Source organism: Arthrobacter globiformis (genome assembly GCF_030815865.1).
Taxonomy (GTDB): domain Bacteria; phylum Actinomycetota; class Actinomycetes; order Actinomycetales; family Micrococcaceae; genus Arthrobacter; species Arthrobacter globiformis_B.
Window position 1 is genome coordinate 1,452,738 of sequence record NZ_JAUSXI010000001.1, and the last position, 23,271, is coordinate 1,476,008.

Consider the following 23,271-nt stretch of genomic DNA (forward strand, 5'->3'; position numbering starts at 1 on the left):
CCTCCTTTGTGTTACATCGTTAGTGTTAGCGGCAGCGTACTAGCCATCGAGCTTCTGCTTTGTGCCCTTTCCCGAGAGATTGGCAAATCCCGATATGACTGAAAGCACTGGACCAAACCGCCGCAAACGCATCAGGGCGGTTCTGGAGATCCTGTCGGAACACTCGGAGGGCGTCCGCAACTCGAAGGATCCGGATGGTGTGTTTCAACTCGCCGTTGATCGCGTGCCTCTGAGCCCGGCTGAAGCCACCACCAATGCAAGCGGTCTCGTGCGCGGGAACGCAAACTTGTCTTTCGACTCCATCGGCCTGGTAGTGGCAGGCTGGATAACGAAGACGGACGGAATCTGGCGAATAACGCCGGAGGGCCTGAAGGTTCTAGACCTCTACCCAAGCGCTGATGAACTTTTCGGCCAGATGGCAAAGCTTTCAGCTGCCCAGACCGCACGGCGAAAAGCTAACCGCGCAGAGCAACTCCGAACGGTACTCGTCTCACGGAACGCGAAAGAGGATGTTTTCCGCGCCACGACGGGTCTTTTCGTGGAGAGGGGCCTCCGGGAAGGGTCTTCAGTATTTGATCCGGACCGTGATGTTTGGACCGTTGCTGCGATCACCGAACTAAGGACCAGATTTATCGAAGCTCCGGACGCAGGAGGCGGCACCTTTGTCGAAAAGATAAGGATGCAGCTGGCAGAGGCCTCTGATGAAGCGCGACTCTTGATGGCCGAGCTTGTGACGTGGCAGGTTCTGCCCATTTTTGAGGGTGCAATCGGCTTCGGCAAGAAAAATGAACGAATCTCGGCAATTCTCCAGACCATGGACGAGCCAGCAGTAATTCCAGACGAGGTCCTCAAAGGACTAAAGAACGGGGTCGTCCACCCCGGCCAGGCGATGAACAGCAACACATTTCAGGCGATGGTCCTTGTGCTCTCCGTCGTAGAGAACTACCTGCAGTCCTCGATTGAGGTGCAGCAGGAAGTCTTATCGGACCCGTGGGCTTGGAAGTCTTTCGTCTTCAGCGTCAAGGGACGCAGCTTCCCTACCCAGAGAAACGCACTGTTGTACATGGTCCATCCGGAAACCTTCACCGATATCTTTTCTGACGAGGACAAGGGCTTGGTCCGAAACGCTTTCATCAGCAGCGATGCTGATTCGACTGGGGACGTGGACCGCGACTTATTCAACATCGGTCTCCGAATGCAACAGGAGACCATGGCTCCCGTGGACTTCTACGATGAACAGCACAAACCCCTTTGGAAAAAGGGTGTTACTCGTCCTACCCCACAACCGGAACCCGTGAACGACGTCACGCCGACGAACGGCGAACAGATGACTCCAGAGCTCGAACGCGAACCCTTTCCTGTTGCAGACGCGGCTCTGAGTGGTCGGGTCTACATCGAGGAAAAGTGGTTGCAGGAGTCGTTGGACCTCCTCGAGAACAAGCGGCAATTGATCTTCTTCGGTCCGCCGGGGACGGGTAAGACGTTTATTGCCCTGGCCTTGGCCGAACACGTTGCCCGTGACGAGGCAGAGCTTGTGCAGTTCCACCCGAGTTATTCCTATGAAGACTTTTTCCAGGGGTACCGGCCCATTACTGTCAACGGGGCCCTGAGCTACGAACTCAAAGATGGACCGTTGCGGCGGATTGTAGACAAAGCGAACAAAGCCAAGCACCGAAACTTCGTACTGGTCATCGACGAAATCAACCGGGGCAATCTTGCGAAGATCTTCGGAGAGCTCTACTTCCTGCTCGAATACCGGCACCGGAAGATCAGCCTTCAGTACAGCGAGGAAACGTTCGAGCTGCCAGACAACCTCTTCATCATCGGAACCATGAACACGTCTGACCGGTCCATCGCTCTGATGGACGCGGCCATGCGCCGTCGCTTCGCCTTCCGCGAACTGCATCCAGCGCAAAGTCCTGTATCCGAGGTGCTCCACGGATGGCTTCTTGCGCACAAGAGCAATGATCTCGGTTCGGAACCCGCACTGCTCCTTCGACAGCTCAACAGGAAGATTATTGATCCATCATTCAGCATCGGGCCGTCATATCTCATGCCCAAGGTTGGAGGGATCACGCAGGATGTCCTCACGAGGATTTGGGAGTCGGAAATCCTGCCGCTCCTGGAAGAGCACCACTACGGCGAAGGGAAGGATGTACTAAAGCAGTACCGTCTGGACACATTGAGGACGGAGCTCGCGGAGCGCAATCCAGTTTCGCTCGAGGACTTGGACGGTCACGGTCCCGCAGCCACTGGGAGCGAATAGATAGTGCCGGCGTTCGAAATCCGTGAAGCCGCAGCCACCCTGACTTTGGCATTACCGGACAGCCTTGGTTGGGCCCTAAATAGTCTGGGAATTGCTACTGCTTTGCCACAAGGTGAAGGACTGTGGTCAGTGTCTTCCGTGTCAAAAGTTGGCGTGGTCGCCGTTGGTGAGCACGAGCTATACATCAAGCCCAAGCTTCCGATCCCACGTTTGTTCTTCCTCATGGGCTACTCGCGTTCGCCGAATTACTGGCGAAATGACGATGTGTCACTCTCAGCAGATGAGCACCTAGTCAGCAGCATCGTGGGCTCCTTCATCCGCCAGGTCAAGCAGGCCACCGTCCAAGGCCTTCTTCAGGACTACAAGACGGTGCATGAGTCTGAACCCATGGTCCGAGGCAAACTTAACATTCCAGCACAGATTGGGCGCCGAGCTGGACTCCCATTGCCGGCGGAGGTGACATACGACGACTACACCGTCGACATCGCGGAGAACCGCATGCTGCTGGCAGCAACACGCAAGCTGCTCACCGTCCCCCGACTGGCCGAAACTGACAGACAGTCCTTGCGCAAGCTGGAACTGAAGTTCGAAGGAGTGGGTCTGGCCTGGCCTACGGTTTTTCCACCCATCCGGTCTACCCGGCTCAACGCCCACTACGCTCCCGCCGTCCTGTTGGCGGAGATCATTCTCAAGGGTGGCTCTCTGGAACAGCAAGTTGGGACCGTTACTGCCAGTTCATTCCTCTTCGACATGTGGGAGGTTTTCGAGGACTTCGTATCCGTAGCACTCCGTGAAGCTATGGCGTCCCACGGTGGAAGTGTGGATCTGCAGTACCGAGGAAAACATTTGGACGTTGGCGGAGTGGTGCCACTCCGGCCTGACATCGTGTGGCGACGCGACCAAGACGTTCTGGCTGTTCTCGATGCGAAATACAAGGCTGAGAAGAACGGTCGCTTTCCTAATGCAGACCTCTATCAGATGCTCGCATATTGCACGAGGTTCAAGATGCAGGCGGGCCACCTTGTCTACGCCAAGGGTGAATGCGACGAGACGATTTATGAGATACATGGGACGGACGTTCGTATTTTCACTCATTCATTGGATCTGGAAGCACAACCGCTCGAGCTACTGGGCCAAATCGGACGCCTGGCCGCGAAGGTTGTGAAACACTCCAACATCAAAGCCGAGTGATTGTGCCTGCCCCCAGGTTCAGGTATGACCGTGACCGGTCAGGGTCACCTATCTGGACGAAAGTCGCAGCCGGTGCAGGCCCCGTCCCAGATGAATTTTCAGATGAGATCTGCCTTCACTCTCCCCTTCCTGACGACGACGGGGGCGATGGTATGTCACCGGATCAATGATGGCTGCCTCAATCCTCGATAAAGACTCTGATTCCATCAACGCGCATCCAAATGGTGTTATTCGGCGCCTCAATTGAACTCATGATTGTCCTTCCCAGTCCGATGGTTCCAGAACGGGACCCGTTCACTCGCCAGCGTGCCTTAAAAATCCGGTCTTGATAGCTCACCTCGAGATATCCATCTGCACGCGGCAGCGCAAACTTCGATCGGGCAGGGATACGTAGGTTAGAATGGCACGGTCTTTGTCGGTGATGATCTGAGATTCAGTTCGAGTCCCCCTACCGGAACCAGCCGTGCCTGCGGACGCCGGCCTTGCAGGAGCACGGTTACTGTCAGGCGCAGCTGAGAACGCGGCGCCGGCGGCAGGTATCGGCGGAGTCGCTGCGTTCGCACGCTCTTTCTTATAACCGGCCATGCCGTGCCGCTTCCGCATTCCCGCCTGCACCTCGATGTTTGCAAAGGGTGCGATTCTCTCAGGATCGTGAAGGGCACGGCGCACGGGAGGTGGAATGGCAGCTGCGAAGGAATTAAGGAGTCGAGCTTCCGCCGATTTCGGTGACTCTGCGGCCGCATAGTGCACGTACAGTGCCTCAAGATCGGCAAGGGTCTTCAGCCACCATCCACCGGCATGGGGGGAGCGGTTACCAATAGGAGTGCTGTAGTACTGGTTGACCCGCTTCCGCACAGAAGTGCCGGCAAGACCGATGTAAAGGACGGCAGATTCAGGAATCCAAAAGGCTCCGATTCGTTCGGCGAGCTTCTCGTTCGTTGCCGGTGCGCCATCCACGGTCACCGAGGGGCAACGGGATCTAAGCGTGTCGAATGCACTGGTGTCAGGCCGATAAGTGCCGATGCGGCCTACTCGGTCGCTGAAGTCCGGGGTGGACGCCACTATGTAGACACCGGGAAGATCTAGTTCAGCCTGCTCGCCCCACTGCACGACACCAGCTGGCAGCAATTCGGACTTTTCGAAGAGTTCCCCCACTGAGATGGTCATTGGCCCATGCTAAATGACGCCGCGGACAGGACGAGTTATTGGTTTTCATCTGCTCCACCCAATAGCCTGGCGAAGTGAATATTTCTGATGGGGGAGCGGCGATTGAGGAATTGCCTGAAGGTCTCTATGAACTGATAAAGACCGACGCACTTATGACGACACTGTCAAAGCTTCCCCTGTTGGAACCGCGTTTCGAATCAGTAGGAGACGAAGACACTCCTGATATCCTCTCCCGTCATGTCGCCGCCGCCGTTCGCGACGCTCTCGCTGAGGCACGCCCTGCGGACAGAGTTGCCCTGGCCAACCGGTTGCTCGAAGCGTTGCAGCAGAATGACCGCATCGCAGACGGTCCCACGGTGCTCCACTCCCTCCACCGCCCGGATACACTCAAGCGCCGCCAACTCCGACGCCCCACAACAAGACTCAGCGACTCCGCGCTCCTGACCAACAGCAACGAGGACCCCAACCTGGCCGCAGAACTGCGCGCAGAAATCGAGTCAGCGGACACAGTCGACCTCCTCTGCGCCTTTGTCCGCTGGACCGGCATCAGACTCCTCGAGCCGGCACTCGAGCAGCTCAGAGACCGCGGTGTGAGACTCCGCGTCATTACCACCACTTACATGGGCGCTACGGAACGCCGGGCCATCGACGAACTCGTCAACGGGTACGGGGCCGAGGTCAAGATCAGCTACGAAACCCACTCCACCCGGCTTCATGCGAAGGCGTGGCTGTTCCGCCGCAACTCAGGCTTCCACACCGCCTACGTGGGCAGTTCGAACTTGAGCAGCGCGGCCCTCCTCGACGGACTGGAATGGAACGTCCGGCTCAGCTCGGTAGCCACGCCCGCGCTCCTGCAGAAATTCGAGGTTACGTTCGACAGCTACTGGGAGCAGCGGACCTTCCAGCCCTACGACCCGGAAACGGACGGGGACAAGTTGGACGCGGCCCTGGCCCGCAATGGTGGCAGGACCACCGGCGCGCCGGAGACAAACACCGGCCTGGAAGTCCAGCCCTTCCTCCACCAAATTGAGATGCTTGAAGATCTCGAGGCGGAGCGCGCAAAAGGCCATCACAGCAACTTGCTCGTCGCTGCCACGGGCACGGGCAAGACGGTCATCGCGGCCCTGGACTACAAGCGGCTTAGTGAAGCCGCCGGCCGGGACCTCAAACTGCTGTTCGTTGCCCATCGGCAGGAAATCCTGAAACAATCGCTGCAGACTTACCGACGGGTACTGCAGAAAGGCTCCTTCGGCGAATTGTTCGTCGGGGAACACAAACCGAAGGACTGGCAGCACGTCTTTGCCAGCGTCCAGTCCCTGGCCTCACTCGGACTGGACAAGATCGCGCCGGACGACTTCGACGTCGTTGTCATCGACGAGTTCCACCACGCCGAAGCAACCACCTATCGCATGATCATCGACCACCTGCGCCCCCAGGAGCTCCTCGGCCTGACCGCCACCCCCGAACGCGGTGACGGCGTCGACGTCGCCAAGCAGTTCTTTGACGGCCGCCGGGCCAGCGAGCTGCGCCTCTGGGACGCGCTGGACGCGGATCTCCTGGTGCCGTTCCATTACTTCGGGGTTTCAGACGACGTCGACCTCAGCCGTCTGGAGTGGAAGCGCGGCAGTTATGACGTCGGCCAACTCGACGCCCTCTACACCGGCAACGAGGCCCGCGCCGGCAAGGTGATCCGGGAGCTCCGGGACAAGGTCACCAGCACAGCCGACATGCGGGCCATCGGCTTCTGCGTCTCCGTGCAGCACGCCGTCTACATGGCTGAGGTCTTCAACCGGGCCGGGATGGCGTCCGTTGCTGTTTCGGGCCAGACGGACGACGCCGAACGCGCCCTCGCACTGCAACGGCTGCGGTCCCGCGAGATCAACTGCATCTTCGCCGTCGATCTGTTCAACGAGGGGCTGGATCTGCCCGAGGTGGACACCATCCTGCTGCTCCGGCCCACCCAAAGCGCCACGATCTTCCTCCAGCAGCTGGGCCGGGGGCTGCGCAGGGCTGCGGACAAGTCCGTACTCACGGTTCTGGACTTCATCGGCCAGCAGCGCCGGGAGTTCCGTTTTGACCTGAGGTACCGCGCCCTGACCGGCTATGGCCGCAAGGAGCTGGAGAAAGCAGTGGAGGACGAATTTTCCTTTCCTTCCGTCCGGCTCGCAGATCGTGCTGGACCGGGTGGCGCAGAACGTGGTGCTGGACAACATCAAGGCGCAACTGAAGGTCAACCGAGCCCAGCTGGTGCGGGACATCGCCTCGTACGGGGAAACCGAGCTGGAAGCGTACCTGGAGCAGTCCGGCAGCGAGCTGAAGTCCATCTACCGTTCCACGAAGGACTCCTGGACCGGCTACCTCCGCCAGGCCGGCCTGATCGAAGGCTTCTCGCCGCTCGAGGCAGTTCTCCGCGGAAAAATCCATGACCTATCGGACGACGCCGAGAAAAGGCTGCTTGCGCGCATGGTGCGGCTGATTCACGTCGACGACCCAGAGCGCGCGGATGCTTACTCCATGCTGGTCAGCCCCGACGCACCCCGCTACGCGGAGCTCGGTCCACGCGAGCAGACCTTCGCCCGGATGCTGTTTTACACCTTGTGGGACGAGGGCGGCGGTTTTCAGACATACGACGCCGGCCTGGACTATGTGCGCGGGTACGAGTTTGTCTGCAGCGAGATCCGCCAGCTGGTGAAACTCGGAGTGGCAAAATCCAAGCACGCCGCGAAGAGCCTGGGCGCTGGCTTGCAACACATCCCGCTGCTCACCCACGCCACATACCGGCGGGAGGAGGTACTAGCCGCACTTCAGTACGGTTCGCTGGAGCTGGGCAAAAACGTGCAGCACCGCGAAGGTGTGGCCTGGTGCCCGGCAACGGCCACGGATGCGTTCTTCGTGACCCTGAACAAGGACGACAAAAACCATTCCCCCTCCACGATGTACAAGGACTATGCCATCAGCCCCGAGCTATTCCACTGGGAGTCACAAAATGCAACCTCGCCCAAGAGCCCGACGGGTAGGCGGTATCTGGACAGGTTGCAACACGAGTCGCACATCCTGCTTTTCACCCGCGACACCGCCGAGGACGAGACCGGGCTGACCGTTCCGTACACGTGTTTGGGTGGAGTGGACTATGTTCAGCATTCGGGGAGAGAAGCCGATCGCCATCACTTGGAAGCTGCAGCGGCCGATGCCGGGGGATGTTTATTCTTCAGCAGCAGCGTTGGCACAGTGAGATAGCAAAAGGCGACGCTTGTTCGGTAAAAATTGCCGCCCATTGAGCTTTGCACGACACCCGGAGCTTGGGCTACCAACTCGCCCCTCTCGCAATCAGGAGACCCCCCAGTCATCAGAAGTGAGCGCAGCCGGGTAGTTCTGTAAGTAATGGCTGGCCCCACGTCCGCTGCATTTCCGGCTCTTCACGGTTCGTGGGGAAATGAATCCCCCGAGATGAGTGTCATGCCGCCGTCCGGACGGCACTTCTCAAGAGAATAACCGATCTGTAGTTGGCTGGGTTGCGGTAGCCGCGGGCGGTGCGCTTGATGTTCTTAATGGCGGTGTTGTTGGCCTCGACCTTGCCTGTCGTGGCGCCGGTAATGATCAGCACCTCGATCTCTTTCCACCACCGGCAGACGGTGCGATAGAGCCTGTTTGTCTCCGGCCGGTCCGCCGCCTTCACCAGCTCCTTGAGCTTTGTTTTCGCTACTGCGGCATCCTCCAAAGAGCCGGTGCGCAGCAGGGCCCTGAGCTGTTCCTTGACCTTCCAAACGGCTTGGAGGGTCCCGGTCGGATCGTCGACGGCGAACACTTCGTCCAGCCGAATGGCCGCCCTGCAGCTGAGCGTGTCGCCGCCGCGCAGGAGCAGCATGCGGTGCGCCCACGCCTTGTCGATAGCCCTACCTCGGCGGCCCTTGACCTGCTGGGAGAGGTTCTGCCGGGTCTCGGTCATCGCCTGGTTGGCCAGCGAGATCAGATGGAAGTGATCAACTGCGACCGCGGTGCGCGGAAGCCACATCCGCAGCGCTTTCCGGAACGCAGCAGACGGATCGATGGCCACGACCTGCACAGCCAGCCGCCAGTGCAGGGGCCGGGCGAAGAGCCAGTCCCCGACACCCTGATGGTCCCGGCCGTCAACCACGCCAAGGACCTGGCCGGTATCGAGGTCCACAATGGTTGTCATCCATGGCTCGAACCGCGTCCACGTCTTTGACTCCGGATCATGGAAGTAGCGCACGGATCGGAACCGGTGTTCATCGATGCCCAGCATCCGCGGGTTGAGCGCATCCACGTCTGGCAGCTTCAGCAGGCACGCTTCATTCAGTGCCGCCCGGACCATCCACCAGGACACGGCGAAGCCGGCAGCTGTCTCGGACACCGCCCGGCCCGAACGGATGACCGCGTCAACGAGTTGGTCCCGGAGCCGGCCGGTGGAGCGGGCACGGCGAGGGACCTGCGGCGTCGATTCAAAGAACGACAACCTGTCACAGGCCGGTTCCCCGCAATACCAGCGGTATTTGGACCAGAGCACCTCCAGGGCACCCGGCGACAGGGATATCGCGGATCCGCTGGAAGCGGCGTTCTTTCCGGCGTGACGCCACCACGCCGCAGCTCGGGCAGCCTGGTGGCTGCTCACTTTCGATAATGACCTGGCGCTGGCCATCGGCAACCACGGTGGTGGAGATGACTCGGTAGTCGGGCAGGTTAAAGAGGATGGTGGCAGCGTCGGCTGCGACCCCGGTAGGCTCAGTCAAGGCTCGTGGTCCTGTTCCTGGTTGAATGCTAGACACACTCATCCCAGCAGGGCCACGGGCCCCTTTTTCAGCTACGACACGGAATCAATTCCCCACCAACCACGAAGAGCCGCATTTCCATTTTGAGCCGACTTGTTCTCATCATCGTGGCGCGGATGGATGGTGTCATCTTCATGTGTAAACGTGTCGGTTCATGTTTGAATACGTGTCCGTCCTCGGACAGAAAGCTGATGGATAATAATGGAAGAAAATGCTGTGAACGCCTCCGCTTGGGAACAAGCGGCGTCGTATCTAGGCGACAACCTAGTCAGCTACATGCTCGCTTCCGAGTCCGTGCCAAAGGCTGAAGCTTTGTCTGCTGAGCAGATGACGGCAGCCCGGACCATTCTCGCCGCTCTTGCGGACTCCGACTTAAACGAGTGGGATCCACACCGCAGAATGGATGACCTTGCTCGAAAGTTCTGCGCCTATATCCCGAAGCTTAGGGACAGTCTCGCGACCGCGCTCCACTTCGCCTGCGGTGGAAGGCGGCCGGAAATGAATTCCACCGACCCATTAGAACAGCTACTAATTGAGCTCGCCCTTGATGCATACCCAGCTTTCTTGATTGGAAGTGCTCAGGGTGCCTCAGCAGGACTTCCCAGTGTCGTGTGGAATCACCCGGCAAGGGCAGAAGCCGAGGAAGCCATTTTCCAGAGTGGTGAGCCGCTCATGAAGCTCTTTCCTCAAGCCGACTTCGGTGAAGCACCAGCTCCCGGGAGTGGCCGCGACTGGCAGCTGAGGAGTCAGTTTCTTTGGAGCGACGGCAGTGTTCAGACTTTGCAGTTGATACAAATACCGATAACTATTTTGAATAAGTCCAATGGCGCTCTTGAGCATGGGAAGTCGGGTTTGGAAGCATATGTTGGTTCTGTGCGCAGCACCCTGACAACTGCGCGTGCGCTAGCTGGGGGTGAACCAGCCCAGGTACCTGTACTTGCTGGCTGCTACAGTGCGGCCCTGGCACAGGACGATGTCCAACTCCGGCTGTCACAGGGTCGATTTCGTGGCAAGACGAAGATGGACTCCGCCCTCGTTGCGGGCAGCGAGACGGTAGTCTTCGAGATGCCCACCGAGCTGTCTTTGCTCAAGCGCTACGACGAGGAATCGTGGCCAATACTGACGGAAGACCAAAGGGCATCCGCCAAGAAGTTCACTGAGGACCTACACGAAGGCATCAGCAGAGCGCGCATGGCCGTCCTGCTGGCCTCCAAGGATCGTGAGGTGCTGGCAGTGGGTCAATCGTTCTTAACAGTGGTGAATCCCCTAGCGTCAGGGCACTCATACACCAACAGCCCTCTGGCGTGGCCGCTTGCCCAATTCCAGTCACGTCCCTTGACAACAAATGATGAGAAATCTATCCAGGAATGGGACGCTCTTCTTGGCCTGATGCCCAAGGGGCTACGAACCGGACGGGACCGTCTTTTGGCGGCAGTGAGTGAACGATACAGTCCTCACGACGGATTTATAGACGCCGTCATCACATGGGAAAACTTGTTTGGCGCTGCGGGGGAAACTGGGCTAAGGGTGTGTGGCTCCATAGCGCGGCTCCTTCACCCTGCAAACGCTGAGTCTCGAACTAGCCTCTACAAGAAGACCAAGGCCATGTATGACAAGCGGAGCAAGCTTGTCCACGGAGGAAACGTTCAGCTCACCACAGAAGAGGCGGCGCTGCTTAGAGATGATGCCGTCCACATTGCCATTCAAGCCTGGCGGCTTGTTCTCGGAACGGAGTCACTTAGAAGTGTCAATGATTCCGCTGTCCGCAGCAATCTCGTTCTACTCGGCGCCTAGATTGAGGTCTCCGCTGAGGCTGGAGGCGGTCAGGACCACACGTTCCGGTACGACGGTGCGCTGGCGAGGATGACTCCGGTGATGTCGTCGGCGACCTTACGTCAATAACACAAATTAGCTCAGAGCAGCCATGTAGCAGACAGAAACCGCACGGTTGCACCTTCGTGCTATCTATCGTATGACCGGCAACTTCTTGGCCGCGCGGGCCAAGGCAGCAGGGAGCGGCTTGTCGTGCACAACTACGAGTTCCAAGTTTGCCCGGGTCAGCGAGGTGTAGAGCCTGCCGTTGGTGCCTGAACTCGCTCGGAATGCGGCGGGTTCCATGACAACGACTGCATCAAACTCAAGCCCACGGGCTTCTTCCGGGGCGAGTAAGTGAAAACGTCGGCCCTCGGCGTTTACAAACGCATGCCGACCGTCTGGTTTCCATCCGGACAGCCGAGCCGCAGAAGCCACGTCATCCAGATGAGGCGTGATGACGGCCACCGTTCCCTCGTCATAGGTGATCGCGAGCCGAAGGCACTCTTCAACTGTCAGGGACTCCATTGTCCGCCTGCGTTCTGCAACGCTGATCACGGCGGGCGGCTTGCCTTCACCGAGCGGCGAGGCACCACGACGACGCTGAGTGATAGGCAACAGGGATGCAGCGAAATCAGAAATTGATTTCGTCGTGCGGAACCCGCTGTTGATCACGTGCTCCACCCATCGGGAACTGGGAAGGTCCTTGTACAGATCCTTCCACTTTTTGAACGTCCTCGGAGAGTGTCGCTGGTTCATGTCCCCTACGAGTGTCCACGCGCCCGCGTTCAAATGAATCAGGACCTGCCATTCAAGCGGTGAGAGATCCTGGGCCTCATCGACGATGATGTGGGAGTTCTTGCGGGGCGGGTCGACCAGCACCTTGATATACGCAAGGAAGGGCCAAAGTGCTGGCCTGGATCGGGCGGTTTCGAAGGTTCGCGGCAGGGCTTCACGCCAGGCATAGAATTCCCGCGATCGCGCGGGAGCCCTGTTGGTCTCGAGTGCCAGTACCGTGTCGTAGGCCGCGCGAATGCTACGGCCACGACGTGAAGTCGACTTATATTCGGCAACCAGGTCCGCAATTGTGAGGGCTGCACCCTTTGGAAGCGCAACGGAATCTACAGCTTGGGCGGTGGCTGGTTCAGCCCGATCCAGTTCCAGAATATTCATGAGAACGCGTTGAATCGAAGAGATCGTGACCCTTCCATCTCCCGTGTGGAGATCGGCCACGGCCAAAGAAATGTGTTCCTCCCATGCTTCCGTCGGTCCAACGAGTAGCACCTCCTGGAGTGCAGTGCCCCTGGCAGCATCGACGAGCCAGGCTGCACGATGGGTGGCGATAATCGTCTTTCCCGTGCCAGCGTGCCCCTGAACGATCAGGGAACCAATCGGTTCCGCCGTGACCAGGCTGTATTGCTCGGGCTGAAGCGTGGAGAGAACCGCTTCAAGGCCACCTGTTCTTGGTGCCGCCAGAGTGGCCCGTAGCAGATCCTCAGTCGTGGAGGGCGCCAAGTCTGCGGCGGTGCTGAGATCTGAGAAGAGATCACTGCCCACAGAAGGCGCACGGGCGGGCAAATCAGGTATCACAGGTGCTGGAGCAGGCTTGGGATTCGACGTCTTGCCCGTGCGTGCCTTTGACAGCCAAGAACTGCCGCCGGGCGGCGCAGATGGTGGTGCTTGCTTCGGCCGGCTCTGCGCGACTTTGAACGGGTCACCGTCAGGGCGCACCACCCAGTCGTCCGCATAATCAGTCAGACGCTCGACACGCTTGGAGAAGCGACGCCGAGCCCTGATCTTTTGGTTGTTCCAGCGTTTATTGCGCTCAAAGAACATCGCGGCCGCGGGTGCCGCCCAGCTGATGACGAAGAGGCCATCAGTTTCCATGTGGCGGGGGCCAATGTAGTAATCCTCGATGGTGCCCTTGATTTCGCCCTCAACGGATACGCGTCCCGACAGTGGCGCTACCTCGCGCCTGGACTTCGAGCCGCCCGCGACGCGGTACTCCACCTTTGACTCGGCGCTCTTCAGATACCGGCTGTTAACCGCATTTTCGTAAGCGAGTACCTGTGACTTCTTGTCCATGGTCATACCACCTCAAACTGGGCGATGGCCAGTTCCTGCAAGGGAAGGCTCGTCTGACGGCTTGTGCTGATGCGTGCCATTTGATCGTTGAAGCGGTTTTCGCCGCGGGTCAGTTGGCCTTGAAATGCATTCCTCATGCTCGGGGCCTGGCTCATCCGATTTAGGACAGACAGCTTGTGATTTTTGAACACTTGTTTTGCCCGCATTTCCCGTTCGAGCACTAAGGCCTCGTTTTCCTTCTGGCGTGCGGTTTCAGCTTCATGACGTCGTTGCCTTAGGGTTTCCATTGCTGCTGTGGCCAGGATGTCTGCCTCCGGGTGCAGCTGCTTTGCTCCCGAGCGAAGGCTTCCTTTGGCTAACGCGGAGAACAACAGGGCGCCAACTGAATCGTCCATTTGTTCACCCGTATCGAGGTTGATCGCTGCAGTCCATAGCTCACTCGTCGGCCGTAGTCCGCGCCATTCTGCTGCGGCAAATGCGACTAGATAAATGCCAGGAGGGCAATCGTCGGTAGCATCAGCCTGGAGCATGGAAAATCGCGCCATGTGGTGGTCTTCGTAGTCTTTGGCGGCCATCTGAACCAGGGGGTGGTGACCGTTCAGCAGTGCCCCGCCTTCGCGCCGAGCGGTCTCGGGGTTAAGGGACAAAACGATGGGGCGCTTGGCTCGCGCTGCACTCTCCACGCGCGTGATCTCAGAGGAAGTCTGCCCATTGTCCCGACGCCAGGTGACCATGCGGTGCAGCATCTCGTCACTAAGGGATACTCTTAGCTCCGCAGCGTCGCGATTGATGTCTGCCTTGCCGCCTCTAATCCGAGCCCAATCGGCAACCATGGTGGCTAACTCATTCTGGCCGAGGTACCGGCCTCGAGCCACCCGCTTCTCAACAGCCTCTATGCCGAATTGTTCTTCGGCTTGAAGCTTTGATGCGGCCGAGTCCAGTTCACGCGAGTCGGACTGGTTCTGCTCCACGGCGGCAAGGGCCTTGTTGAGTTTGGCTTGCTGTTCGCTCGCACTCAACGTGAAGTCCAATACGATGTCCTGGATCTCGTCGAAGCTTTCAGCCAAGATCGGCTCAAGTTCTCCAATTGAATGCTCGAATACGCCGAGTCGTTCATAGAGGCGCTCGAGAATCCTCGTTTCGATAGTTTCTGGTGTGGAGAAGTTCAGGATCAGAACTTTTTCCGAGGATTGCCCGATTCGGTCGATACGCCCGATGCGCTGTTCGACTTCCATTGGATTCCAGGGGAGATCGTAGTTGATCACGAGTGAGCAGAACTCGAAGTCCAGACCTTCGCTTGCTACCCGCGTGGCGATCACTAAGTCGAATTTTCCAGCGCGGAACTGACGCATAAGCGTCTCCCTGTCTTCGACGGAGACACCACCATGAAGTTCCGCAATCCTCATCAAGGGAGACAGACGCTTCCGGAGATAGGCCAGCGTATCCCGTGAAAATGTGAAGAGGAGGGCTTGGCGGCCTCTCATCTCTTCGGAATTCAGAGCCTCGATGAGCGCATCAAACTTGGAGTCTCTGGAACCCACTCTGCGTGCCAGCTCGATAACTTCAAGTGGCGGAGTTTCCTGCTGCAGGATCGAGGTTTTCTTAACTGCGATGCCAGTGTCGTCGCCGTCTGATTCATCAAGCCCGCGGCGAAGAACACTCCGTGCTGCCTCCGGCAAGCAGCTTCCGGCGAGCCTGAGAGGCATCTGGAGTGCAAATCCTGTGGGTAGCTGACGTTGGATGGAGACTTGACGAAGCCACTCGTAATACAACTCATAGAAATCTCGCTCCTCGTCCGTCCAAAGGACCGGTGCATTCGTGGCATGACGGACTGTCGTCGACTCTCTAACCTCAGACTTCTTTGTGCGCGTGATGACTGCTGAGAGCCCATGGAGCTGAGAGCAGGCTTCACGGAGTGCCGGTACCTGATCGGTGCTGAAATTGTCGGTCTCGAGAAGCTCCTCAAGCTTGCTGAATGCAGCGCGTTGGCGCAGCGCCGCACCCATGCTGGAGCTGGCGATTCGACCCAGCCACAGGCGACGCTGCACATTTGTCACTGAAGGATCGGTTGCGCTCCGACGAAGCATTTGAAGCGGTTCATGATGGTCAAGCCTGGCCTCAAGATCCTGAACCGTCTCTACCTCACCTGGCATCAGCAGCTGCATGAGGGAAAGGAGATCAGAATTACCCAGGTTCAGAGGGGTGGCGCTGAGTAAGATCATCGATGCCGACACATCGCGAAGCAATAGTCCGAGCTTGTGGCTCGACGTTATCGAATTCCGCATTTGGTGGGCTTCGTCGACGATACACAAATCGAGACCAAAATTCAGACCGTCCAGCTCGTCAAGGTCTTTAAAGCTGCGGAACGTCTGAAGCGAGACTACATACGCAAAGCGGCTGGGTAGTGTTCCGTTTCGTAACCTTTCAACGATGTTGGAAAGATCCGCGGAAGTGCACCTCTGCAACTCAAAGCCAAAGCGGGCTTGCATTTCTGCCCGCCACTTTTCGACGAGAACTGATGGACACACAACCATGACCCGGTCCGCCTGGCCTCTTGCAGCCATCTCGGTCCAGAGAAGTCCGGCCTCAATCGTTTTACCCAAGCCAACTTCGTCGGCGATCAGCATCCGTTCCGTGGCGGAATCGAGGTATTTGAGCACGGGCTTGAACTGATACGGCAATATATTCGTCTTGGACACTCCATAGGAGAACAAAGCGTCCGTAACTCCCCGGTTCAGTTTGGCGCGGGTGAGCATGGCGGAAAAACTCGACGCAGATGAGGGCTCGCTCGATATCCAATCTGCTTCACCAACGAGGTCTGGAACTGGCTCAAGGTCACTTTCCGACACCCACTGGTGTTTGCCATCCGTCCGCACGTAGTACGTCCAGACGGTGCGGTCCAGCCGGCGCTTCATGATTGTGGCATCCCGCCCCGTCGAGCGGGCTACCGCCAAGTCCTTAAGAGAGAAGGACGGAGACGGAACGTATTGACCTTGCGGCCACCAGTGCTCAAGCCAGGTCAGCCCGGCAGGACCAAGATCATCCTCCGATGCTTCAGCCAGCGTAGTTTGCTCCGCAGGACAAGGTAGCGCGCTCAAGTCGTTGCTGCCATGTAGAACGAGGGCGTCCGTGACTCCGTCAATCCTCGCCCAGTAAATTCCCGGCGGGAGCTGCGGATCCTCGTCCGGTCGGGTCAGCACTCGCGTGTCCACGTCAAGGGTCAGGTCCTGTGGCGACTCGCCCACTTGAAGTACACGACCCCAAGTAACACCAAGCTGGACAAGGTCCGAAATCTGCGGATGATAACCGCACATGTCCTGGCTGATAACTTCCCCCAGTTGTAGCAAAAGACGTCCTGAGACAACTTTGACTCAGAGGTCTGACAATCCGTTAGCTGAATCCTAGATGAGTGCCCAGTCACATCGGAAACTTGAAGCCTAAACGAGTGCGAGGGACGCCATGGCGGCCGGTTTATTACGTCCTATGGCCGCAGGTTCAGCGGCCTGATCTCGGCCCCATCCTTGATCAGTCCCAACAGGTCGTCCTGCCGAGCTTGCCCCAAAGTGAGCCGGTACTTCGCCAGACCAGCAAGCATGTGCTTGGTCCTGGGCACATCGCGGCTCAGCGTGTGATCCAACAGGCGTCGCTCAATCTTGTGCGCTCCCGGGTGAATCCAGTGCGGGGCAAACTCGGTACTAGGGTCTTCCGGCCGTGCAGCGATCTCAGAGGCGGCAACCGCGAACAGTGTCTCCCATGGATCGCTCACGTCAGGCTTCAGCACGGCAGCACCGTGGGCTTCAGCTACATTCTTCCGCACGGCATGCCCCAGATACCTGTGCACGCGGCCCTCCCGCTGCTCAAAGTCCACGGGGTTGCCAGGAACATTCCAATGGATGACGGAGTGCGCCCACCAGTGGAAGTCGATGCCTTCCTGCCCCACGGACGTCGAGGCCAAAACGAACGGCCAGAAGGGGCTGTTAAAGGCTCGACGGACATCCGGCATGCGGTTGCTGTCGCCGTCGTCCGTTTTGGCGTTGCTGTACCGGACGGCGAAGCGGACACCCATCCGGAGATCCTCGTGGGAGTCGTCCGGATACTTGGCCAGCATCTGCGCGGGCTTGAGGGACAGCGACCGCCGCATGTCGTCTGCCAATGCCCACAGCTGCTCCGTGGTGATGACTCCTGGTGCCTGCTGGCTGCGGAGCTGAAAAACGTACTCGTCCAGCACTGCCTGGAGGTTTCCGGCCTCGCAGTAACGAAGGACCTTCTGCCAGTAGTCGCCCTCGGGATAAAGCTTGTCCAGAAGCTCAGTGGCGTCGAGGCGATTGAACAGCGTTCGCAATCCTGCTGTGGCAAAAAGTGCGGCCTTCCACAGCTCGGCACCGTCGAAGTCTTCGGGAATGATGCGGTTGAAGGCGCGGTATACGCAGTTCGCCGGGGAATTGACGGCCAAGTCCTCGACGCCGTCCTCCCATCCAGTCGGACTACCGGTTGCTGCGCCCAACATCCTGTCCACGTGGGTGAGGTAGAGCCCCGCTTCGGAGCTTGCACCTTCCTCCGGTGCGGCATCGTCCGAGCCGGACGCTTTGCCGAGCTGCTGAATGTACTCGTCCACCCCTCGCAGCTCCTTTGCTGCAAGCCGGGCATCGTTCCTCCACTCGGACGGCAACGTCCCGGGCACCGAGAAGTAGGAAGCCCAAGTTCCGAGTCGGCTGGCATCATCGACGACGGCGCCACTCACCATCGACTTGCCCGCCGAGGCAGCGGACTCCCGCACGGACGCTCCCGGCGCGGCGCACCCCCTCATAGAGGCAGCCACCAGCGGATCTCCTTCGAGCGCCAGCGCAGCATGAGGAACGAAAAGAGCGAGCGTTGACATGGCCAACGGCTCCCCATCACGGACGCGATACCGCAGCCTTCCACGGAACTTCTTACGCGCCTCTGCCGTGTTTTCACCGTGCAGCGGCGACCCTTCCAGAATCTGCCGCTCGGCCTCGTAGGAGAGCATTGTAGTGATCGCCGTCGGGGCAGCGTTCCACGCCGAGAAGACCAGCTGCTTGGTAACATCAGGCCCCATTTCGGCAAAAGCTCCGGCAGGCTCAACGTAGGGGAGCGCCGGCGGCATCCACAGCAGCTTCCACCAGCCCTGGCCGACAGTGTGGTCGCGCACCGCCCTGAACTTGGCGTTGTCGGTCTCCACGGCGCCATAGCGGCGATAGGCGACGGGATCGATCGTGGCCAGGGCCGGCAGTACCGGGCCAACGGACTCGCGGTCACAGTGGATCCGGCCATCCAGCATCCTGCCGACCTTGTAGTCGGTAAGGAAGTGCGCGAACATCGGCACGGATTTCCAATACTCCATAGGGTTGCCGGTGCGCGTGGCTCGGAACAGGGCGGACAGGGATATGTAGCTGGTGAGGTCCCCGGCCCGGACATCCGTGGGTGCCATCTCGATCACGGACAACATGTCGTCCTTGCCGAGCTGGGGCCGCTCCGTCCGGCTCATGAACAGCTTCAGGCGGCCCTCGATGCGGCGCGTCAGCCCGTCGTCGGGAACCTGTTTCAGCAGCTGGGTCCGGCGGCCGCCCAGATCAGCTTCGAGACCTTCCATGTACCCGGGACGCTCGCTGCTGAGGAAACGCAGCAGCTGCCGGAAGTCTGCGGCGTGGTCGTCGCCGTCGGCTTCGTTTGCTCCCGTGTGCGCCTTGTACGGCGTAGCCGAAAGCAGGATGAGCTTGGCGCCCTTGTAGTTCAGGAACTGCCGGGCGAGCTCTGCCGCCGGATCCTCGTCGTCGGGCGCTGTGCCGGGGGAGTAGAGCAGGTCGCGGAAGCGCTGGAACTCGTCCAGGATGATCAGATCAGGTTCCAGGCAATCCAGCCCTGCCTGCGCGAGGTCTCCCCGGAGCCCGCCGATGATGGCGCTCATGCGTGGCCGGACATCGTCAGTCCCGTCGGTCAACGCGTCGCTCATCGCAGTTTCGAAGGCAGAAAGATTTCCGCTCTTCCTGGCGAGCTGTCTGAATTTGTCACACACCGAGGTGACGAACCCTTCGGGATGCAGTTCGGTGAGCCGTTTGACTTCCCAACTGAACCCGGGAACGCCAGCGCCCGACCGTAAGAGCTCGACGGCGTGATCCCGACGTTCGGACTTTATGGCTCCGAGCTGTTCAAGGATCCGAAATAGCACGGCTCGCTCTCTGGCCTGGCCAGGAGCTTTGCTGACATTGAACGACGTTCCCGGTGTGAGCGATATGAAGTTGACGCGCTTCAGCGTCCCCTCTGCCGGGGAAGCGTTGAGCTTCGCCAGCTCGGTGGGCAGCAGTGTCAGGCGTCCGGACTCGATGATGTCCTTCTGTCCGGTGACGTTCAGCCGGCCGAGGTTCTGCTTGGCCAGGTCGGCATTGGAGCAGACGTAGACCACGTCGATTCTGTCCACGCCGGAGTCCCGCCGGTCGAGTCGCTCAATCGCTTTCGCAATGACGCCGCGGGCCACCATGCTCTTGCCCAGTCCGGTCTCGTCGGCGACGAGGAAGCGGTCGGCCGGCTGGTCATCCAGATACAGGCGTTTGAAGACGTGTTCCACGGTCCGGCGCTGAAAGCCGCGTAGGCCGTCCAGCGCAGGCGTTGCGTCAAACCCCATGAAGTTCCCCCATGTCTAGTGCCTCGGTGGCTGCCGTCCACAGCGCGTGGAGCTGCTGAATCTCCGGATCATCGCCGCGAAGGGCGAGCAGCCGGTCCATCACTACCTTCAGGTCCGGGAAGACCGAGCGGGCGTCCGGCCCGGCCATGGCGCCCACCATAGCTTCAAACAGTCCTGCGGCGGACCCGTCTCCGAACCCGGACCCGGCGAACCAGCCGGTGCCGGTTCCGGACCCCGGCAGCGCATCTTCCGGGGTGAGGAACAACAGGAGGAACTGACGGAGCTTCTGCGGGTCGTCCAGCTGACGGGCGATGATCTCGTCCAGCCGGCCCGCAGGGTCGGTGCGCAGACTGCCCTGGATCACAGTGCTCTTGGACAGCCCGGCTTCCGGGTCCTCCAGCGTCAGCACCAGATATGGGGTCACATCTGCGAGCAGTATGGCATGGAAGGAATGCTCGTGCTGACCGCCGGAACGTTCGACGACGGCGCTCGGCTGGGGGAGCGAGAGGAGTCGCAGCTTCGCGGTGAACTCGGGCTTCGGTGACCAGTCATGCGAGATGGTCACCGTGAACGTGTTCTTGACTCCGTCATCTGGGACGGCGTCGAGGAGGAACCGCTGTGCTGCAGCGTCCCGCAGGGCGTTCTCCAGCCGGAAGGCAGCCTCATCCTCTTTGGTTCGGTCTTGGCCGCCGGTGCCGTCATAGACCGCGAAGGGCACGTCCTTGAGGCTCTCCCTAATGCGCTGCACCCCGAGGCGCTTCTTGGCGCCCCGCATTTCCAGCAGGAACTCCACGTTCTTGGTGAATCCTGCTTCCGTGGCGTTGGCGGATCCCAGGAGGGCGTAGGTGAAGTGGTCGTAGTCGCAGAAGTAGGCCTTGGCATGCAGGCCGGTCAGGTCGTCGGCAACGCGCTGGAGGCCAGATTCGTCCGTCTCACTCAAACCGGAGTCCGCCGACTCGGGGATGCCGAGCTCGTCAAAGGCCTTGAAGGACGTACGGGTGTCGGCCACGGTCTTCTCGTCGAGGAGGTCCAGCTGGTCACCGCGGGAGTAAATGTAAAGGTTCTTTGCCCAAGGATCCTGCAGCCGGCCGATCAGCTTGTCATCCAGGAAGGGCGAAATGACCAGCTTGTCGTAGCCCAGAAAGGCGTCGTCCCCGGTCTTGTTGTTGAGCGCCATGAACTTCTCCGGATCGCGGAGGTGAGCCACGATCGAGCCTTGTGCAAATTCGTCGCCCATGCCCATCGGCCGGAACGCAAGGCGGTGGATGTCCTCGGGCAGCTCCCAGCGGACGTCCGCCAGTCGCGAGGCGAGGCCGCGCACCCTGGCCAGCCTCTCGGCGTCGGGCTTTACGGTGCAGAGGTCCGGGAGCCCAGCGATAAACCGCGCCAGGGGTCCGCTGTCCGGGCCGGCGTCTTCGGTATCCTGCACGGGTTCGCCGTCCAGCCGGACGAGGAGGTCCCAGCTGGCGTCAGTGGTGAGGTTACGGCTGCTGCACAGGAAGCGGTAGCGGCGCTCGGTGTCGTTCTCGAATTCAAGGAGCCAGACCTTGGGGTGGAACAGCCCGCGCTTGACGCTGACCTGATGGACCATCGGCTCCAGCAGCGCGAGCAGGTCCGAGGCGTCCGACGGTGCCTTGATGTGGCCTGCCTGGCAGAAGATGTCCACGCGGTCGGAGACCTTGCGCAATGCGCTGAGGACCGCCACCGGGTTGGTGAATTCTTCTCCGGAACCGGCGACGAAGCTCAGCGGTACCGACAGCGCGCTGGTCAGGTCCAGAGTGAAGGTGGTGCCCACGGCATGGGCGAGCCGGAATCCGGCCGGCGGGCGCAGTTGTTGGGTGAGTGCCTGCCTGTTTGCTGGATTAAGCATTTGCCTGTCCTTCCCGTGCCAGCCCGGCGTGGATATCCAGTACGTTTCGGCGGACTTGGGTCCAGCGGAAGGTCAGCGACGCAACTTGGGTCGGGGGTTGCCATGCTCGGAGCCGGCGTTCGTTGCGGAAGCGTGAGTTCGCCTTCTTCATCAGCTTCTCCCGGGTTTCGACGGCGGCGCGGAAGTCCGCGTTGTCGGTCAGCTTCCTGAGGCTGACGGCGGCCGTGAGCATTGCCCTCGCGAAATCGGCAGTGTTGCTATTGATTCCCCTGTTGAGGGCCTTGGCGCGGCTGAGGTAATCGTCTATGTCCCACGTGGCGAGAAGGTCCCGCTTGCTCTCGCGGCGTTCCTCCCAGGATTCCAGGAGATGCCGTGTCGGCTCCATCGTGTCGGCCTCATTGGAGAAAGTCTTCCATGACAGCTCCGCAACAAGGTGCTGATAGAGGATGGTGGCGCCGTTCTGAATGAAAGAGAATGCTTCAGCATCTTTGAGCCACTGCGCCGGTTCGCCCTCCGCACTGCGGCACGCAGGGTCAACCCAAGGTGCCCACGACCGTGGTTCGGGACTGGTCGCGGAGCCAACGACGTGAGCCAGCATTGTGCCCGTGCAGGTGGTGAGGATCCGCTCCTGGAGCCAGCGGGCTTCATCGTGGGAAAGCGTCAGCCCATGTTCGTCTGTCTGGGGGAAGCCAGCTGGTGGCTTTGGAAGAGTCTCGTTCCAGACGGAGTAGCGGCCTTCGTCCTCTTCAGGGGCAGGGGTGTCAGCGCACATGAGCAGTGCAACGGCGGAGCGGTCTGTTTCCGGACGGACGATCCCGTAGCGGCGAAGGGCCGACCAGTAGGCGGCCGATGGAAGCTGCTGCACGTTTCTGCCGGCGTCGCGGCCGATAAAGCTCTCCACTTTGCGTTCCCGGAATCGGTCAATTAGCTTCCGCTCGGATTCCTCGGCCCGTTTCCGCAGCTCGTCCGGTTTTTTGGTGACGTCGTGCGCATTGAGATAGGCCCAGGGGACCAAAAGCATGTATCGGGCACCCATGTGCAGGACTGACGTGCCCGGGAACAGGCTGTTGCTGATCGCGTCCCGGAGCTGGCCCATGCCAAGGTCATCGGTGGTTTCCGGAGTGCCGAAAAGCTTGACGAGCTCGCGCATCTTCGAGTTTTCTTCGGTGGAAGCGTCGAGCCATGAGATGAGGGAAGGCATTGGTTGAGGACTCGCTTCTGCGCAGGTGCCGAACAATTGCTGTGGTGGCACTTCGCAGCTACGAAAAATCCCCCGAAAGCACCATATGTCACCTCGGTCCCGCGACAAATCATGATGCGGCAATACTGCGCAGATTCTTTGTTTTGGTGACCGCCAGGTGGTTGTCGGGGCCAACGATCCCTCGCTTTGGCAGCCTGATCAGCAGCCGGTACCCCGTGAGGCAACGGATTCAGCTCCCATCCGTGCACAATT

At 59.8% G+C, this 23,271-nt stretch carries 11 protein-coding genes and 1 pseudogene; 4 read left to right on the plus strand and 8 right to left on the minus strand.

Annotation, left to right across the window (positions count from 1 at the left end; genetic code table 11):
• The first annotated feature begins 94 nt into the window (after positions 1-94).
• Together QFZ33_RS06780 and QFZ33_RS06785 are read left to right on the plus strand one after the other, a co-directional pair.
• A complete protein-coding gene (locus QFZ33_RS06780) occupies positions 95-2,266 on the plus strand; it encodes an AAA family ATPase (RefSeq protein WP_307025988.1) in 2,172 nt (723 codons plus the stop codon).
• 3 nt (positions 2,267-2,269) lie between these two features.
• Positions 2,270-3,457, plus strand: a complete 1,188-nt coding sequence (locus QFZ33_RS06785) for an McrC family protein (RefSeq protein ID WP_307025989.1) — start codon at positions 2,270-2,272, stop codon at positions 3,455-3,457.
• Between the two features lie 333 nt (positions 3,458-3,790).
• Here QFZ33_RS06785 and QFZ33_RS06790 read toward each other — a convergent pair whose 3' ends face one another.
• Positions 3,791-4,624 carry a hypothetical protein gene (locus QFZ33_RS06790; protein WP_307025990.1) on the minus strand — a complete coding sequence of 278 codons (834 nt, stop codon included), beginning with the start codon at positions 4,622-4,624 and terminating at the stop codon, positions 3,791-3,793.
• A gap of 152 nt (positions 4,625-4,776) precedes the next feature.
• Between QFZ33_RS06790 and QFZ33_RS06795 the strand changes: the two are divergent.
• Positions 4,777-7,856, plus strand: a pseudogene (locus tag QFZ33_RS06795) (DUF3427 domain-containing protein).
• A 222-nt stretch (positions 7,857-8,078) separates the two neighbouring features.
• Here the strand turns inward: QFZ33_RS06795 and QFZ33_RS06805 are convergent.
• Positions 8,079-9,098: an ISL3 family transposase gene (locus QFZ33_RS06805; RefSeq protein WP_307025993.1), complete on the minus strand. Its 1,020-nt coding sequence runs from the start codon at positions 9,096-9,098 to the stop codon at positions 8,079-8,081.
• 4 nt (positions 9,099-9,102) lie between these two features.
• On the minus strand, positions 9,103-9,372 hold the full coding sequence (locus QFZ33_RS06810) for a hypothetical protein (RefSeq protein ID WP_307025995.1): 270 nt from the start codon (positions 9,370-9,372) through the stop codon (positions 9,103-9,105).
• Positions 9,373-9,612: 240 nt separating this feature from the next.
• Between QFZ33_RS06810 and QFZ33_RS06815 the strand changes: the two genes are divergently transcribed.
• A complete protein-coding gene (locus QFZ33_RS06815; protein WP_307025996.1) occupies positions 9,613-11,205 on the plus strand; it encodes a HEPN domain-containing protein in 1,593 nt (530 codons plus the stop codon).
• Positions 11,206-11,376: 171 nt separating this feature from the next.
• Here QFZ33_RS06815 and QFZ33_RS06820 read toward each other — a convergent pair whose 3' ends face one another.
• The 5 genes from QFZ33_RS06820 to QFZ33_RS06840 form a co-directional block, all read right to left on the minus strand.
• Positions 11,377-13,308, minus strand: coding sequence for an AAA family ATPase (locus tag QFZ33_RS06820; protein WP_307025999.1), 1,932 nt, complete (start codon positions 13,306-13,308; stop codon positions 11,377-11,379).
• A 2-nt stretch (positions 13,309-13,310) separates the two neighbouring features.
• Complete coding sequence (locus tag QFZ33_RS06825) at positions 13,311-16,520, minus strand: DEAD/DEAH box helicase (protein ID WP_307026001.1); 3,210 nt, start codon at positions 16,518-16,520, stop codon at positions 13,311-13,313.
• A gap of 269 nt (positions 16,521-16,789) precedes the next feature.
• Positions 16,790-19,948, minus strand: a complete 3,159-nt coding sequence (locus QFZ33_RS06830) for a helicase C-terminal domain-containing protein (protein ID WP_307026003.1) — start codon at positions 19,946-19,948, stop codon at positions 16,790-16,792.
• Positions 19,938-21,818, minus strand: coding sequence for a phospholipase D family protein (locus QFZ33_RS06835; protein ID WP_307026005.1), 1,881 nt, complete (start codon positions 21,816-21,818; stop codon positions 19,938-19,940). Before QFZ33_RS06835 ends, QFZ33_RS06830 begins: the two co-directional genes overlap by 11 nt.
• Positions 21,811-23,019: a DUF6361 family protein gene (locus tag QFZ33_RS06840; RefSeq protein WP_307026007.1), complete on the minus strand. Its 1,209-nt coding sequence runs from the start codon at positions 23,017-23,019 to the stop codon at positions 21,811-21,813. Before QFZ33_RS06840 ends, QFZ33_RS06835 begins: the two co-directional genes overlap by 8 nt.
• Positions 23,020-23,271 lie beyond the last annotated feature (252 nt).